13 protein-coding genes and 1 pseudogene are annotated in these 15,622 nt (G+C 64.8%); 9 read left to right on the forward strand and 5 right to left on the reverse strand.

The annotated features are described in order from the left end of the window. The 3 genes and pseudogenes from SMD10_RS21685 to araD all read right to left on the reverse strand — a co-directional run. A pseudogene (locus SMD10_RS21685) lies at nucleotides 1-142 on the reverse strand (sulfite exporter TauE/SafE family protein); the annotation flags it as partial. Between the two features lie 185 nt (nucleotides 143-327). Next, nucleotides 328-1,140, reverse strand: coding sequence for an HpcH/HpaI aldolase family protein (locus tag SMD10_RS21690; RefSeq protein ID WP_331687835.1), 813 nt, complete (start codon nucleotides 1,138-1,140; stop codon nucleotides 328-330). A 7-nt stretch (nucleotides 1,141-1,147) separates the two neighbouring features. Continuing rightward, nucleotides 1,148-2,881 (reverse strand): L-arabinonate dehydratase, encoded by a 1,734-nt coding sequence (gene araD, locus SMD10_RS21695; RefSeq protein ID WP_331687836.1) that lies wholly within the window; start codon nucleotides 2,879-2,881, stop codon nucleotides 1,148-1,150. A 444-nt stretch (nucleotides 2,882-3,325) separates the two neighbouring features. Here araD and SMD10_RS21700 point away from each other — a divergent pair, with 444 nt between their 5' ends. The 9 genes from SMD10_RS21700 (at nucleotide 3,326) to larB (ending at nucleotide 12,568) form a co-directional block, all read left to right on the forward strand. Continuing rightward, entirely contained in the window at nucleotides 3,326-4,258 is a 933-nt protein-coding gene (locus SMD10_RS21700; RefSeq protein WP_331687837.1) for a Bug family tripartite tricarboxylate transporter substrate binding protein, read from the forward strand. Nucleotides 4,259-4,346: 88 nt separating this feature from the next. After that, nucleotides 4,347-4,829: a tripartite tricarboxylate transporter TctB family protein gene (locus SMD10_RS21705; RefSeq protein ID WP_331687838.1), complete on the forward strand. Its 483-nt coding sequence runs from the start codon at nucleotides 4,347-4,349 to the stop codon at nucleotides 4,827-4,829. A 1-nt stretch (nucleotide 4,830) separates the two neighbouring features. After that, entirely contained in the window at nucleotides 4,831-6,324 is a 1,494-nt protein-coding gene (locus SMD10_RS21710; RefSeq protein ID WP_331687839.1) for a tripartite tricarboxylate transporter permease, read from the forward strand. Next, nucleotides 6,317-7,021 (forward strand): FadR/GntR family transcriptional regulator, encoded by a 705-nt coding sequence (locus tag SMD10_RS21715; protein WP_331687857.1) that lies wholly within the window; start codon nucleotides 6,317-6,319, stop codon nucleotides 7,019-7,021. The genes SMD10_RS21710 and SMD10_RS21715 overlap by 8 nt, the downstream gene beginning before the upstream one ends. Before the next feature lie 192 nt (nucleotides 7,022-7,213). Further along, nucleotides 7,214-8,155, forward strand: a complete 942-nt coding sequence (locus SMD10_RS21720) for a triose-phosphate isomerase family protein (protein WP_331687840.1) — start codon at nucleotides 7,214-7,216, stop codon at nucleotides 8,153-8,155. A 114-nt stretch (nucleotides 8,156-8,269) separates the two neighbouring features. Further along, nucleotides 8,270-9,703: a lactate racemase domain-containing protein gene (locus tag SMD10_RS21725; RefSeq protein WP_331687841.1), complete on the forward strand. Its 1,434-nt coding sequence runs from the start codon at nucleotides 8,270-8,272 to the stop codon at nucleotides 9,701-9,703. 158 nt (nucleotides 9,704-9,861) lie between these two features. Further along, nucleotides 9,862-11,121 carry a nickel pincer cofactor biosynthesis protein LarC gene (gene larC / locus SMD10_RS21730; protein ID WP_331687858.1) on the forward strand — a complete coding sequence of 420 codons (1,260 nt, stop codon included), beginning with the start codon at nucleotides 9,862-9,864 and terminating at the stop codon, nucleotides 11,119-11,121. Then, nucleotides 11,118-11,918: an ATP-dependent sacrificial sulfur transferase LarE gene (gene larE / locus SMD10_RS21735; RefSeq protein ID WP_331687842.1), complete on the forward strand. Its 801-nt coding sequence runs from the start codon at nucleotides 11,118-11,120 to the stop codon at nucleotides 11,916-11,918. Before larC ends, larE begins: the two co-directional genes overlap by 4 nt. Beyond that, nucleotides 11,915-12,568, forward strand: a complete 654-nt coding sequence (gene larB / locus SMD10_RS21740) for a nickel pincer cofactor biosynthesis protein LarB (RefSeq protein ID WP_331687843.1) — start codon at nucleotides 11,915-11,917, stop codon at nucleotides 12,566-12,568. The genes larE and larB overlap by 4 nt, the downstream gene beginning before the upstream one ends. Nucleotides 12,569-12,826: 258 nt before the next feature. Here larB and SMD10_RS21745 read toward each other — a convergent pair whose 3' ends face one another. Both SMD10_RS21745 and SMD10_RS21750 read right to left on the reverse strand, forming a co-directional pair. Then, nucleotides 12,827-14,140, reverse strand: a complete 1,314-nt coding sequence (locus SMD10_RS21745) for an MFS transporter (RefSeq protein WP_331687844.1) — start codon at nucleotides 14,138-14,140, stop codon at nucleotides 12,827-12,829. A gap of 428 nt (nucleotides 14,141-14,568) precedes the next feature. Next, the gene (locus SMD10_RS21750; protein ID WP_331687845.1) at nucleotides 14,569-15,564 is read right to left on the reverse strand and encodes an enoyl-CoA hydratase/isomerase family protein; all 996 of its coding nucleotides are present in this window, start codon (nucleotides 15,562-15,564) and stop codon (nucleotides 14,569-14,571) included. Nucleotides 15,565-15,622: the final 58 nt, after the last annotated feature.

Genomic DNA, 15,622 nt, shown 5'->3' on the forward strand with positions numbered 1-15,622 from the left:
TGTTGTAGAAGATCAGCAGCGGCGTGATCAGAAAGCCGCCGCCCACCCCGAACATCCCCGACAAAAAGCCGACCGCCGCCCCCATCCCGACGATCACAAAAACATTCACCGACATCTCGGCGATCGGCAGATAAAGGGTCACGGGCTGGAGTCCTGAAATGCTTCTGGCCGGACCGTCCGGCGCCGCCATGGCCTGCCTGGATGAGGGGAGGGCCGCATCCACGCCGAAAGCAAGGGGGGGCGGGTCACCGCCGCGGGTTCCCCGGCACCGCCACCGGCACGAACCGAGGCGGTTCGTGCCGGACTTCGAAGGGCGGGCCGACGTCGTCAGTAGGCCGGGCGGTTTTGGTCGGTTTCGCTCGGTTGCACGCCGCGAAGCTCGCCGAGCCAGTCGCGCGCCCGGCCGGTCATCATGCCGATATCGGATGCGACCGCGCAGAAATTGTAGCCGTAGTCCATGAACCGCCGCACCATCGCCGGGTTGGGTCCGACGATGCCGATCGGCTTGCCGACCTCGCGCGCTTCGGCCGCCGCCTTGGAAAGGAGGGCCTGCACGTCGTCATGACCGACCTGTCCGATCAGGCCCATCGAGGCCGCGAGATCGTTCGGTCCAACGAAGAGGCCGTCGATGCCGGGCACGGCGGCGATTTCCTTCAAGCGCCCGACCGCCTCAGGCGTTTCGAGCTGGACGATCACATAGGTCTCATCGTTAGCGCGCTTGAGATAGTCGCCGACCGCGCCGAATCGTGAGGCGCGGTGCACCGCCGCGACGCCGCGAACGCCCATCGGAGCGTACTTGGCGGCGGCGACGGCCTCCTGCGCTTCTTCGGCGGTCTGGACGAAGGGCACCATGATGGTCTCGGCACCGGCATCGAGCACCCGCTTGATCAGCACCCGGTCGTTCCAGGCGATGCGCACCAGCGGCATCGCCGGCGTGGCCGCCACGGCGCGCAGGATCTCCGGCAGGGTGGAAACGTCGAGGGGCACGTGCTCCATGTCGACGACCAGAAAATCGAAGCCGACATGGCCGATCGCCTCCGTCGGCCCGGGAGCCGCCGACATCAGCCAGGTGCCCAGCATGGAACCGTTGGGCTGTTCGGCAAAGAAGCGTCTGAACGGATTGAAGAATTCGGTTGGCATGACGGCCTCAGTAGATTTCGGGTTCGGGCAGGTTGCGAGGACCGGTGAGGAAATCGAAGTCGCAGCCCTCGTCGGCCTGCGTCACCGAGCGCTGGTAAAGGGCTGTGAAGGAGCGGTCGTAGATTCGCGCCGTCGGCTTCATGGTTTCGCGGCGCCGCGCCAGTTCCTCTTCAGACACCTTCATGTCGAGTCGCCCGGCCTCGACGTCGAGAACGACGATATCGCCGGTCTTCAGCAGCGACAGGGGGCCGCCCACGGCCGCTTCCGGCGCCACGTGCAGGACGCAGGTGCCGTAGTGCGTACCGCTCATGCGTCCGTCGCAGATCCGCACGATGTCCTTGACGCCCTTCTTCAGCAGCGATTTGGGGATCGGCAGGTTGCCCCATTCGGGCATGCCCGGGGCGCCGACCGGACCGGCGTTGCGCAGCACCAGGACCGTGTCCTCCGAAACGTCGAAATCCGCATCGTCGAGCGCCTGCATCATCGCGTCCGGGTGGTCGAAGACCAGCGCCGGGCCTTCATGGCGGAGGAATTTCGGATCGGCCGCCGAGGATTTCAGGACGGCCCCGTTGGGCGCGAGATTGCCTCGCAGGACCACCAGGGTTCGACCCTTTTCCAGCGAGACGACGGGGTTGGAGAGATCGCGAATGACATCGTCATTCCAGCATTCCGCCCCTTCGAGCGCTTCGCCCAGCATGCAGCCCTCTACCGTGCGGCAGGAGAGATCGAGCTCGTCCTTCACCTTGGTGAGAAGAGCCTTCAAGCCGCCGGCGAAATAGAAGTCCTCCATCAGGTAGTTGCCGGAGGGGAACAGGTTGGTCAGCACCGGGATACGGCGCGACATTTCGGCCATGTCGTCGAGGCCGAGCTCGATGCCGAGACGTCCGGCCATGGCGATCAGATGGATCGCCGCATTGGTCGAGCCGCCGAGCGCCATGTAGGCGACGAGGCCGTTGAGGAAGCTCTGCCGGGTCAGAAGCTGCGAGGGTTTGAGGTCGTCCCAGACCCTCTCCACAGCGAGGGTGCCGCAGGCCGAGGCCATCCGCTCATGGCCGGAGTCGACTGCGGGAATCGACGAGGCGCCGGTGATCGACAGACCCATGGCATCGACGATCGACGTCATGGTGGACGCCGTACCCATGGTGTTGCAGGTGCCCACCGTGCGGGTCATGGGGCTTTCGAGGTTGATCCATTCCTGGCCGTCGATCTCGCCGCGCCGCAGCATATCGAAATACTTCTTGGTGTGGGTGCCAGCGCCGGTGATGGTGCCCTTGTAGCGGCCGTTGGACATCGGGCCGGCGGGGCAGAAGACGGTCGGCAGATCGACGGCGAAGGCGCCCATCAGCATCCCCGGCGTCGACTTGTCGCAGCCGCCCAGGAGGACGCAGCCGTCGATCGGGTGGCAGCGCAGCAGCTCTTCGACTTCCATGGCGAGAAAGTTGCGGTAGAGCATGGTCGTCGGCTTGACCATGATTTCGGCCATCGAAAGCGCGGGCAGCTCGACCGGATAGCCGCCGGCCTGCCAGACGCCGCGTTTGACCGCTTCGGCACGCTGTCGAAGGTGGGCATGGCAGGCGTTCATCTCGCTCCACGTATTGACGATGCCGATCACCGGCTTGCCCATGAACTCTTCACGCCTGAGGCCGAACTGCTGGGTTCGTTGCCGATGCGCGAAGCCCCGAATGCCGCTGGCCGCATACCAGCGTTGGCTGCGTAGGTCGGACAGGTGTTTTCTCGCCATCAGCGGCACTCCATCGACTGAAATTTCTGTAGTTCGATCGCCCGGCCAGCCGCTGTGCGGCAGGTCGCGCCTCGAAGGGTTGCGGGCGCCAAACGCTCATCTTCGACACGCCGCGGCAGAGGTCCTTCGCGACCGGGCAGCCTAGCGCGCGAACCGCCGCCGACGCGGCAGTGTGCCGCCCCGACGTTCGATCCGGTCTCGGCGGAATTCGGTGATGGGGCGGTCATGGCAAACGGCGTGGTTGAATCTGACCCACGCACCATGCGCCAAAAAATTGGTCTGGACAATACCCAAGTCGATGCGTAATTTGGTTGAGCCAATTTGGGAAACCCGTCGAGCCGCCGGGAGTGCGGAGTCGGCAGATTCAGGGAGGCGGAAGCCATGGTTCACGCGTCGCGTCGGCGTTTCATTTCAACAGCTTTGCGGTCGGTGGCGGGGGCAGCGGTGGCGTTCGCAGTCGCAACGACGGCGCTGACAGCCGGTGCAGGCCCAGCCTTTGCCGACGACTATCCGAGCAAGCCGATCAAGGTCGTCGTGCCCTATAAGCCCGGTGGTCGGACCGATACCGTGGCACGCCTCATCGCGGAGAAGATCCAGGAAAAGGGCTGGCTCGACCAGCCGATGGTGATCGTCAATGCCGACGGCGGCGCCGGAGCCAATGCGGTCAACCAGATGAAGCGCGGCGGCGCCGACGGCTACACCATCATGCATTGGTCGCATGAGATGCTGATGTCCGTGGCCATGGGGCTAGGCGGTTTCCAACTCGAGGACTTCAAGTCGATCGGCTTCACGGGAGGCGGCAGCCCGCTCTGGGCGGTCCGCGAGGACGAGCCGTATCAGACGCTGGGCGACCTGGTCGATCATCTGAAAGCCGAGCCGCGCAGCCTGGTCGAAGCGGTCGCCGTCGGCTCGATTCCGCATATCGTCGGCGCTATGCTGGAGAAGGAAGCGGGATTCGAAACCCGCTACGTGACGGCCAACAGCAACGCCGACCGCCTGCGGCTGCTGCTCGGCGGCAACGCCGACATCGCGCTGTTTGCGGCCTCGGAGTTCGTGCGCCAGGGCGAAGGGCTGAGGCCGCTGGTCTATTTCGGCAACGAGCGGCTCGATGCGCTGCCCGATCTGCCAACGGCGCAGGAGCTCGGCTACGACGTGACCTGGGCCAATCCGAACTGGTGGCTGGCGCCTGCCGGAACCCCCGACGAGGTCATCGACAAGCTGGCGGGAGCCTTGGAAAAGGCGGTCAACGACCCCGAGATCGTCGAGTATTTCAACAACAATACCCTGCAGCCCTATTGGACCGGGTCCGAGGAATCCATGGCGCAGTCCGAAAAGATGCTCGACCAGTTGAAGGAAGTCACTGCCGATCTGCAGTGATCGGGGACAACCCTACGAAAGCGACAAGCCGGCCATGCAGGCCGGCTTGATCCCGGATGCAATCGGGTGTCGAAAGGCAGGTGCCTCGATGGTCGGACCCTCTCGCAAAGAGTTGTACGGCGACCTCACACTGGCGGTGGCCATTCTCGTCGGAGCGGCCCTGCTCTTCATCGGGGCGGCGGATTTGCCGCCACCGCGCTTCGAACCTCTGGGATCGGCCGCTCTGCCGCGCATTCTCGGCGCGTTTCTGGCGATTTTTGCCTTGATCATCGGTGGGCGAGCCCTGTTCGCGATGTCGCGCGCCGCCCCGTCGGTTGCCGACCAGCCTGCCGGCACGGCGCATCCGCTGCGCGCGCTGGCGATGCTGGCCGTCATCGCGGCCTATGTGTTTTCACTCGATACGCTGCGTATCCCCTACGTCGTCGCGACGATCGTCTTTGCGATCGCGTGCGGTGCCATCCTGTCAGATAGACGGCCCAAGACCCTGTTTCTCTTCGCTGTGCTCGGCGTCGTCCTGGCCGTTGCGATCCGCTTCGTCTTCGTTCGCTATCTCTATGTGAACCTCGATTGACATGTTCGACGCATTTCTCGTTCTCTTCCACGTCGACAATCTGCTGTTCCTGCTGGTGGGAACGGCATTGGGCATCGTCGTCGGCGCGATCCCGGGGCTCACCGCGACGATGCTGATCGCCCTGACCCTGCCGCTGACCTTTCACATGGACCCGGTCAACGCAGTCACGCTGCTCATCGGCGAGTATGTCGGCGGCATCTCCGGCGGCCTCATCACCGCCATCCTGCTGCGCATGCCGGGCACTCCGTCCTCGATCGTCACGACCTTCGACGGTTATCCGATGGCGCAGAAAGGACAGGTGGAACGGGCCCTGGCGCTCGGCATCATGGCCTCCGTCGTCGGCGGCCTGATCTCCTGGGCTTTCCTGGCGTCCATGTCGCCGACGCTGGCTCGCTTCGCGCTGCAATTCGGCCCGTGGGAATATTTCGCCCTGGTCCTGATGGCCCTGTTCATGCTGGCGGCGCTCGCCGGCGAGTCGCTGGTCAAGGGGCTTTTGGGCGCGGCGCTGGGGATGGCGTTCTCGCTGCCGGGGATCGACAGCTCGCTGGGCCGGGCGCGCCTGACCTTCGATTTCGACAGTCTTCTGTCGGGGTTCGGATTGCTGCCGGTGCTGATCGGCGTCTTCGCGATCAGCCAGATCCTGCGGGAATCGGCCGAGCCCGTCGAGGCCAAGCAGGTCGTCCGCCTGAAGAAGACCCGTCTGCCGGTCTACCTCTCGGACGCCCGCAAGCACGGCGCCAACATGATCCGTTCGTCGGTGATCGGAACCTGGATCGGCTTGCTGCCAGGCATCGGCGGCAACGTCGCTGCCCTGATCTCCTACAGCACGACGCGGCAGCTGTCGCGCGACAAGGACAAGTTCGGCAAAGGCGAGGAAGCCGGCGTCGTCGCCGGCGAGAGCGCCAATAACGCGGCGATCGGTGGTGCGCTCATTCCGCTCATCACGATGGGCATTCCCGGCAGCGTCACGGAAGCCATCCTGATCGGCGCCCTGACAATCCACAATCTGCAGCCGGGACCGCTTTTGTTTCAGAACTCGCCGGAGATCGCCTATGGCGTGATCGCCGCCTATCTCTTGGCAAACATCCTGATGCTGGTGTTGATGTGGAGCACCGTGCGCTACATCGCCCGCATCGCCCAATTGCCGCGAGCGGGTCTGCTGACGACCATCCTGGTCTTCTGCGTGATCGGGTCCTACGCCGTCAACAACAGCTTCACCGACGTCTGGGTGATGATCGCCTTCGGTGTCATCGGTATGGGACTGGAACTCGCCAAGGTGCCTCTGGGTCCGTTCGTGATCGGCTTTGTATTGAGCCCGATCGCCGAGGAACAATTGCGGGCATCGCTGATGATGTCGGATGGCGACGTCATGGCTGTGCTTCACAGACCCTATGCCCTGGTGTTCCTGGCTATCGCGCTGTTGACTCTGTTCTACCCGATGATCATCGATCTCCTCGGTCGGCGGAAAGCTGGAGCTGAGAGTGCGAATGTTTGAGTTGCCGCAAGCAGGTGAGCGACGATACCTGCAGATTGCCAACGATCTCGTGGCGCGGATGGCGGCCGGCGAATTTCCTGCCGGCAGCCGGCTGCCGCCGGAGCGCGAACTGGCGGCCTCGCTGCAGGTCAGCCGCGCCACCGTGCGTGAAGCGCTGCTCGCCCTCGAACTGATGCGCTATGTCGAGATCCGTTTGGGCTCGGGCGTCTTTGTCCTGCCGGAGCAGGCGCGCGAATTCGAACGGACCATCAGCCTCGTTCCCGAGACGGCCGGCCCGTCGGAGGTGCTCGAGATGCGGCGCCTGATCGAAGGGGAATCCGCCTACCGCGCCGCTCAGCGTGGTACCGAAGCGCAGTTCGAGGCGATAGGTGCCGCCGTGGAGAATATGCAGTCGGCCATCAACGATCTGCCGCGCTTCGACCGGGCGGACGTCGAATTCCATCTGCTGATCGCCAAGGCCTCCGGCAACAGTCTGATCGAGAGCTATGTCGGCCACCTGTGGGAGCAGATGCGGGCCAATCCGATGTGGGACCGCTGGTACGAGCGGACGCGCCATCCGGCCAATCGGCGCCGTTCGGCCCAGGACCACGCAGCGATCCATTATGCCCTGACGCGGCGGATTCCCGAAGTCGCCGCCACGGCCATGCGCGCGCATGTCGACGTTCTGGCGCAACGATTCATGGACCTGAACATCTGATCTCGCGGCTAGGCCGCAAGTCTCGGCCTCCGCGAGGGGGTGGAACACGACAACGAAGACAACAAAAGGGCCGGCCTTTCTCGACCGACAGGCGCGGACCGTGGCGGCCGCTCGTCCAGCGCTTTGGGCGCGCCGGCAGAGAGAAAACGGCAGATGCGGCTCGTGCCGCCGTCAGCCGGGGAAGGAACGAGGATGCTGGACATATTCGTGAATCTGAAGCGGTTCGAGGTCTCCCGGGATCTGGGCGGGACTTGTGCGCTGGATTCGCCCAAGGCCTGGATCGAGAGCGTGATGGGCAAACTGGTCGAGGATGGGCTTGGCGCGCGCGACGACGTGGGAGTGACGTTCTTCCTGCCGGAGGCTCTGATCATTCCAGCGGTCGAACATTTGAGCAGCTACTCGGAGGCTCGCACGCAGGCGATCCGGATCGGCTGCCAGAGCGTCTTTCGCGAGGACATCCGCAAGGGCGGCAATTTCGGCGCCTTCACGTCCAACCGGCCGGCGACGGCGATGAAGGCGCTCGGCTGCGAATGGGCGCTGATCGGCCATTCGGAAGAGCGCAGGGACAAGGTCGGCCTGCTTGGCGGATTGCTGGCGGCGCTACCCGAAGGGACGGTGGCGGCGAACGCGGTCAGCGAGACGGTGAGCCGGTTCGTCAACGAGGAGGCGTTGCGGGCGCTGGAAGCCGGTCTCGACGTCGAGATCTGCATAGGCGAGACGGCGGAAGAGCGTGGGACCGGGACCGCCGAAGAGCAGGGCGAGCGGGTTCGCGCCACCCTGCGCCGGCAGTTGGAGATGAGTCTCGCGGGCATCGAGCCGTTCCTGGACGCGCGGCGGGTGGTGGTCGCCTATGAGCCGATCTGGGCGATCGGTCCTGGCAGGACGCCGCCGACGCCAGAGGCGATCGAGACGGTCGCTGGCTTCATCAAGGCGGCGACGGCCGAGTTGTTCGGCGCAGCGTTGCCGGTGGTTTACGGCGGTGGCCTGAAGGAAGAGAACGCCCGCGCGATCTGCGCCCTGCCGAGCATCGACGGCGGCCTGGTGGCCTTGACGCGGTTTGCCGGCGAGATCGGCTTCTATCCGGCCGAATTCGAAACGATCGTTGCCGAGGCGCTGGAGGGCGCCGCGGGCTGAACGCGCCTCGCACGAGCGCGTCCGCTTTTATCACGCCGGAAGCATTCGGGCTTCCGGTTCACGGAAGGACGGCGCGAGCCGCTCCGTCCGCATTCGCATGAAAGAGGTCAGACAATGCAGGATGTCTTGCTGGACTATGGCGACGGCCATATGCAGGTGGAACTGCCCGATAGCGCCACAATCGTCCGCTACGGGACGAGCTATCAGGACCCGCCGGCGATCGACCCGGAAGAGGCGACCCGCAAGGCGTTGCAGAATCCGCTCGGGTTTCCGCCGCTGCGCGAGATGGCGGGACCGGACAAGAAGGTGGTGATCGGCTTTCCCGACCGCGTCAAAGGCGGCGTGCAGAAGAACAGCCATCGCAAGACCGCGATCCCGATCATCGTGGAGGAACTGCTGGCGGGCGGCACCAAGCTCGAGAACATCACGCTTTTATGCTGCATGGGCCTTCACCGCCAGAACACGCTGGCCGAGTGGTACGAATATCTGGGCAGGACGATCGTCGATCAGTTCTGGCCGGACCGGCTGATCAATCACGATGCCGAGGCTTCCGATCTGCTGGACTTCGGTGTCGACGGCATGGGCAACGCCGTCCAGTGCAACAAGATGATGGCCGAAGCCGACATCCCGATCGTCGTCGGCCATTGCGCCGGCAATCCCTATGGCGGCTATTCGGGCGGCTACAAGATGGTGGTCACCGGGATGACCGGGCGCAAGTCGATTGCTTCGCACCATGCTCCGAAGACCATGCACCGCGACGACTGGCTGGGGGCGTCTCCCAAGCAGCACATGCGCCATCAGTTCCGCTCGATCGGCGAGGCGATGGAAGCCGGCATGGGCAAGAAGTTCTTTGCCGTGGACGCCGTCATCGGCCAGAAGTCCGAAGTTCTGCAGGTCGCGGCCGGGAGCTTGCCGGAGGTCGAGAAGGCCACCTGGCCGCTCGCCGAAAAGCGCACCAACGTCTCTCTCGACATGAGCGAGAAGGCGGACGTGCTCGTGGTGGGGCTGCCGCGCAACTTTCACTACGGTCCCGGCATGGGCTCCAGCCCGATCCTGATGAGCCTGGCCATCGGTGGGCAGCTGTCGCGATCGTGGGGCGCCTTCCGCGAGGGCGGCGTGATCATCGCCGCGGCGATCTGCGATGGTTGGTTCAACGACGCGTGGTTTCCGTCCTACGGACCGACCTACGAGCTTCTGCAGAAGTACAATTCTGCCCCCGAGTTCCTCGCCTCGGACGATGCGGCGGCGATCTCCAACGATCCCGACTACATCTACCGCTATCGCACGCAGTTCACCTATCACCCGTTCCACGCCATGTCGATGATCTCGGGCGGGTCGGTTCCGGTGAACCGTTGCTCCGCCGTCTTCGTCGTCGGCGCGCAGGCGCCCCGCTATGTGCGCGGCATGGGGTTCCGCCCAACTGCGACCTTCCAGGATGCGCTGAGGCAGGCGGAGCGCTATGTCGGCAAGAACCCGCGCGTGCTCTGCACGCCCGAATGCTTCTCCGGCGGCACCGCGGTGCATCTGCACCTGAAGAACGGTGCCTGAGGGAAACTGAATGACAGTCGTGCCGGCCCGCGATAGATCGGCCGGCACCCGAAGAGATGCGACTCATGGCTTGCGGACAACTCTCAGACCCACCCGATATCGCTCATGTCCACCTCGACGTCGTGGGCGGGATCGCCGGCGATATGTTCGTCGCGGCCATGCTCGATGCGTTTCCTGGCCTGGTGGCGCAGGTCATGACGGACGTGTCGGCGGTACTGCCCGAGGCCGCCGGCGTGGCGCGCCTGGAACCGGGAACCAGCGGTTCGATGGCGGTGCTGCGCTTCCGGCTGGATACGGGCGAGAGTGTCCCGCATAGCCACGGCGAGGCGGACGGGGATGAGGGCGGTCATCGCCATGACCATTCGCATGCCGGCCATCACCATGAACACCATCATCATGAACACGATGCCGACCACCGGCATGGCGATGGCGGTGACGGTCCTCATCATGGTCCGTCTTCGCGATTTCCCGATCTTTGCGCACGCATTCGCCAGGTCAATCTTCATGCCGGCACCGCGGAGCGTGCCATCGCCATCCTGACGCGGCTGGCCGAGGCGGAAAGCCGGATGCACGGCGTTCCTCTGTCCGAAGTGCATTTCCACGAAATCGCCGACTGGGATTCCTTGATGGACGTGGTGGCTGCCGGCAGCATCGCGGCCGCGCTCGACGGGGCCCGATGGAGCGTGTCCGACCTGCCGCGCGGCAATGGCCTGGTGCGCACCCAGCACGGACTTCTGCCGGTGCCGGCACCGGCGACGGCGGCAATCCTCGAAGGGTTTTCCTGGCGGGATGATGGCATCGGCGGCGAGCGGGTGACCCCGACGGGAGCGGCCATCGTTGCCCATCTGGTCGATCCGCTAGCATCCCGGGCCGGCGCAGGAGGCCGGATGGCGGCGAGCGGCATGGGGGCGGGGACGCGCACCCTGCCGGGCATGCCGAACATCCTGCGCGTGCTGGCCTTCGCGGCCGAGGCCGCGCCGGCCGATGAAGAGGTTTTCGTGCTTTCCTTCGACATCGACGATATGACCGGCGAGGAGATCGGGGTTGCCACCGAGCGGCTGCGCGATCTGCCGGGCGTCATCGACCTGACGATCGGTCAGCGGGCAGGCAAGAAGAGCCGTCCGGTGGTCGATTTCCGCCTGCTGGTGGCCGCTGACGCGCTCTCGGCGGTCAAGGACGCCTGCTTCGCGGAAACCTCGACTCTCGGCCTGCGCTGGCGGCGTGAAGTGCGCGCCTGCCTGAGGCGCCGCGCCGACGCGGTGGATGTCGAGGGGGCCGCGATTCGCCGCAAGCATGTAGCCCGGCCATTCGGCGGGGAGACGGTCAAGGCCGAAAGCGACGACCTGGCGAAAGGGGAGGGGCTGGCGCATCGGCGCCGCCTGAAAGCCCTGGCGGAACGTGACGAGGACCCCGCATGACCGCAGACGATGTGACGGCGCGGCTCGCCTCTGTCCTCGATCGCCACGATGCGCTGGCAATCGCCGTCAGTGGTGGTGTCGACTCCATGGTGCTGGCCTATGTGGCGCACCGCTTTTCGCGCACGCGGATGACGGCGTTTCACGCGGTCTCACCGGCGGTGCCGGCCGTGGCGACGGCGCGCGTCGTGTCCCATGCGCAGCGCCACGGCTGGGACTTGCATCGGCTCGACGCCGGCGAGATGTCCGATCCGGACTATCTCGCCAACCCGGTCAACCGCTGTTTTTTCTGCAAGACCAATCTCTATACGCGCATCCGCGCGGCGACGGCGCTGCCGATCGCCTCGGGCACCAATATGGACGATCTCGGCGACTTCCGTCCCGGCCTGGATGCCGCACGCCATCATGACGTGCACCACCCCTATGTCGAGGCTGGGCTTGCCAAGGCCGATATCTATGCGCTGGCGGAGCGCTTCGGTCTGGACGACCTGGCGGCGTTGCCGGCCCAGCCGTGCCTGGCCAGCCGGATCGAGACCGGAATCCGGGTCACGGAAGGCTCGCTCGCCTTCATCGAGCGGATGGAAACCGAACTGGGCGTGCTGATGCCGGGCGCCAGCGCGGTGCGCTGCCGGCTCACCGGGCAGGGCGTCCATGTCGAATGCGACCCGCTGCCGGATGGCGACAGAGGCGTCGAGGTGGCGGAGCGCGCGCGGATAGTGTGCGGCGAGGCAGGTCGCCGATTTGCCGGGCTACGACCCTATCGTCGCGGCTCGGCCTTTTTGCGGGACGTCGGCACATGACCGAGTTCGAGATCGATTGGGAGCGCGAGGCGCGCACCGGCGTCCCCGAGGTGATCCTGTGCGGCTCCAAGACGGCGGCGCAGATCGGCGCCATCCTTGACGCGGCCCAGGACCGGCGGCTGCTTCTCACGCGGCTCGACCCGGACAAGCATGACGCCCTGTCTTCAGGGATCATCGCCTCGATGGACTATGATCCGCTGTCGCGCACGGCCTTTTATGGCAAACCACCGCAAGCGCTGATCGCCGGGGTCGGTATCGTCTGTGCGGGAACGTCGGATCTGCCGGTGGCGCGCGAAGCGGCCCGCTGCCTCGCATTCTTCGGCTATGACGCGCCGATCATCGCCGACGTCGGGGTCGCCGGCCTGTGGCGGCTGATGCGGCGCATCGAAGACATCCGTGACTTCTCGCTGGTGATCGCCATTGCCGGCATGGAGGGAGCGCTCTTCTCCGTGCTCGCCGGGCTGATCGAGGCGCCGCTGATCGCGGTGCCGACCTCGGTCGGATACGGCGTTTCCGAAGGCGGCCGTGCCGCCCTGTCCAGCGCGCTCGCCTCCTGCGCTCCAGGCCTTACGGCCGTCAACATCGACAACGGCTTCGGCGCCGCCGCCGCCGCCGTGCGCATCATGCGGCAGATCCGCAAGCCGCTCTAGCCTCTTGTTTTCCCGCATGATGTGGGTCCGAAAAGTCTGCAACTTTTCGGCATCATGCTCTAGTCTCGGCGGCCACCCATGCGACGCTGAAGCGCCGGGGACCATCGACGAAGTCTCCATCGTTGCGCCAGCGGTGCGGCGAAGAGACTGGATTTGGAACAGGAGCCCAGTGTTCGGCCCGGGCGTGGAAGACGGCGAGGGAGCGGTCCTCGGTCCTGCATCAGGCACCGGCGCTCGCGGATTTCGCATGGCCCGGCGCTATCCGATGGCCGTGACGTCCGTCCTCCAGATCATCACGGCGGCGATCAGGTTGATGACGATGAAGATGCCGTAGGCCCCCGGATAGCCGCCCAGATACGCCAGCCCGAACGCCAGGATAGCGAACGCCGAGGATCGCACGATCGACTGGATCGGATTGATGATGCCCCAGGCCTTGATGAAGGCGCCGCGGCGGAACTTGGTCGCGACGATCGAAGTGGCGAGGTTGCCGCAGCCGCCGATCCCGAAGCCGATCATGAACACCGACAGCCACAAGGTGACCTCGTTGAGTTCGAAGATGTTCAGGACCAGTGCCACGACATACCAGGCGGCATAGACGAGCGAGGCGGGCCGGGTTCCGATCCTCTGATCGAGCCATCCCCAGATATAGGAGCCGATCACGCCGATCAGCGCCGCGATGGTGAGATAGCCGATCGCCGTGTTGAGATCGTAGCCGATCACCATCAAGCGCGGCACCAGCTGGCTGACCAGACCCACCGTGACCATGTAGAGAGCGCCGTAGGCGAGGCCGATGAGCCAGACATCCTTCATGGCCAGCATCTCGCGCGTACTGAATGGACAGACATAGGCGCGATGCGCCTGCGCGCTCGCGGCGATCTCTTCGGCGCTCAGGGGATCGTTGTCCGGGGCGCAGCCAACGTCCTCGGGTGCGTTGCTGGCGAAGACGGCGATCAGCACCATCAGCACGAGCATGCACGCGGTGATGCCCCAAAAGGCGTTGTGAACGCCGAACGTGGCCAGCAGGAATGCCATGAACGGCACGAACAGCGCCGTCGACAGGTTCTGGCCCATGGTCGACCAGCCGAGCGCCAATCCCTTCTTGCGCGGAAACCAGTTGGCGATCAGGGCATTGCCGCCGATATGCGCATAGCCGTTGGCGCAAAAGCAGACACCGGCAAACAGCACGAAAAAGCCGAGCGTCGTGCCCCAGACACCGAGCAGGCCGAAACATAGGCCACCGACCGCGAGGCCGATCAGGATGGCGGTCTTCGGACCGTATTTGCCGCTGATCCAGGCGAAAACCGGACCGGCCGGAATGGCGAACCAAGCCGCCGGCGTCGCCCAGGCGAGCAGCGTGTTGTAGTCGAGGTTGAAGCCCTGCGAGAGGGCACCCAGGATGACATTGAGGCCGTCGACGCTCGAGCCGGTGTTGATCCAGAACAGCAACCCGGAAAAGACGATCATCGTCCAGCCGTGGGGACCGAAATTGCTTTTCATGTCGTCGATCAGGGGCGGAGGCGCTACGACCGCTTCGCCCATCCCCCCCGCAGCGCTCGGCTTTTCCTCAACCATCGCTTGGTCTTTCTGTCGATCAGGACAACGGCGTCGGGCTCTTCAGTTCTCCCGATCGCAAACCGCTTGCATTGCCTGACTCCCCCCGCTCGCGACCTCGGACCTCGACCTTGTGAACGTAGGTTCAGTCCCCAGTCCCGCTTGATTCAACTCGTGTATGTCTTGGCGTATATTTTTATGCGTCCAGAAGTTGTTATCCTTCTTAGAAAAATCGAGCCGTCCTAAAGTTTAAATGGGTGATATGCAATCCATACCATCCCGATAACTATGCCCGTTTCATCGCATGCGACAAACTGCGTACCGACGAGCGGACATTCTCGCGGCGCGATCGGGTGCCAGCTCGCCTGACACGAGGCCGAAGACGAGAGAGAATCCTGCGCTGAAGAGGACGCGCCCGGCCCCCTCTGGGATCGGGCGCGTCCTGCAGCTCATTTGATCTCGTCTTCTTCCTGGCCGCCGCCGATGCGCGGGCGCACGACCTTGCCCTTCTTCTCGGCGGCCTTGACGAGCGCCGCTTCTTCGTTGGCCCAATGCCAATAGTTGACCTCGTGCGGCGAATGCTCGGTCGCAGTCACATACATCTCGGAGGCGAAGGCGTTGCGCAGTTCGTTGGCGATGTCTTCCTTCCAGGGCTTGCGCAGCTGCTGGGTGGTGATGCGGCGCGTGACGCGCGTGCCGGTGTGCATGATCAGATCGGCGATCTCCCAGGCCCGGTCATACGCAGCCTCGGTGTCTGCGCAGATCTCGTTGACCATGCCCAGCTGCAGCGCCTTGCGGGCGGTGATGATCTCGCCGGTAAGCTCGGCGTAGGCGAAACGCTTGCGGCCCATCAACTCGCGCCAGGCGATCTGGACTCCGTCGCCGGGAACCATGTTGACGCGGAAGTGCATTTCCGTCGTCCAGGCGTCCTCGGTGCACAGCGTAATGTCGCTGAACAGCACCAGATCGCTGTGGAAGGCGGCGCCGTTCCACACGCCGATGGTGGGAACCTCGATGTCGAAGATCTGACCCTCGATGTCGTTGGTGCCGTCGTAATACTGGTAATCGTACATCCGCCAGGCCACCTCCGGCGCCGAGGCGAATTCGGTCGACGGCTGCCAATTGCCGTCCTTGTCCTTGCGGCCGATGCCGGCGAAGAGGTCGGGGCCTGTGCCGCCGAGGATGATGACTTCGTTGTCCGGGTCGCGGCCGGCCCAGTCGAAGAAGTAGTGCAGGCCTTGGTGTAGCGGAGCGCCCCATTGGACGGGGCCGCCGTCGGTGTGCATGCGCGCTTCCAGGATGCCGTTCTTGCGCTTCATCTGGAAGCAATGCTTCAGCCGCTCGGAATATTCCTCAAAGGGCATGGGGGGGATCGTCCCCAGCTCCTCATGCGGCATCTCCTTGCGCTTGTCGTGATCGGACTCGTAATTGGCTCTGATGACCACGGTCTTTACTCCTTGGGTTGGTTTAGTTGACAGCCGAGGCGATGGTCGCATCGGCTAG

Origin of the sequence: Consotaella aegiceratis (assembly GCF_036541425.1) — a bacterium.
Lineage (GTDB): Bacteria > Pseudomonadota > Alphaproteobacteria > Rhizobiales > Rhizobiaceae > Consotaella > Consotaella aegiceratis.

Coding starts and splice junctions, on each gene's coding strand:
- SMD10_RS21690 (WP_331687835.1), bottom strand. CDS start 1,140: ATGCCAACCGAATTCTTCAATCCGTTCAGACGCTTCTTTGCCGAACAG.
- araD (WP_331687836.1), bottom strand. CDS start 2,881: ATGGCGAGAAAACACCTGTCCGACCTACGCAGCCAACGCTGGTATGCG.
- SMD10_RS21705 (WP_331687838.1), top strand. CDS start 4,347: ATGGTCGGACCCTCTCGCAAAGAGTTGTACGGCGACCTCACACTGGCG.
- SMD10_RS21710 (WP_331687839.1), top strand. CDS start 4,831: ATGTTCGACGCATTTCTCGTTCTCTTCCACGTCGACAATCTGCTGTTC.
- SMD10_RS21715 (WP_331687857.1), top strand. CDS start 6,317: ATGTTTGAGTTGCCGCAAGCAGGTGAGCGACGATACCTGCAGATTGCC.
- SMD10_RS21720 (WP_331687840.1), top strand. CDS start 7,214: ATGCTGGACATATTCGTGAATCTGAAGCGGTTCGAGGTCTCCCGGGAT.
- SMD10_RS21725 (WP_331687841.1), top strand. CDS start 8,270: ATGCAGGATGTCTTGCTGGACTATGGCGACGGCCATATGCAGGTGGAA.
- larC (WP_331687858.1), top strand. CDS start 9,862: ATGCTCGATGCGTTTCCTGGCCTGGTGGCGCAGGTCATGACGGACGTG.
- larE (WP_331687842.1), top strand. CDS start 11,118: ATGACCGCAGACGATGTGACGGCGCGGCTCGCCTCTGTCCTCGATCGC.
- larB (WP_331687843.1), top strand. CDS start 11,915: ATGACCGAGTTCGAGATCGATTGGGAGCGCGAGGCGCGCACCGGCGTC.
- SMD10_RS21745 (WP_331687844.1), bottom strand. CDS start 14,140: ATGGTTGAGGAAAAGCCGAGCGCTGCGGGGGGGATGGGCGAAGCGGTC.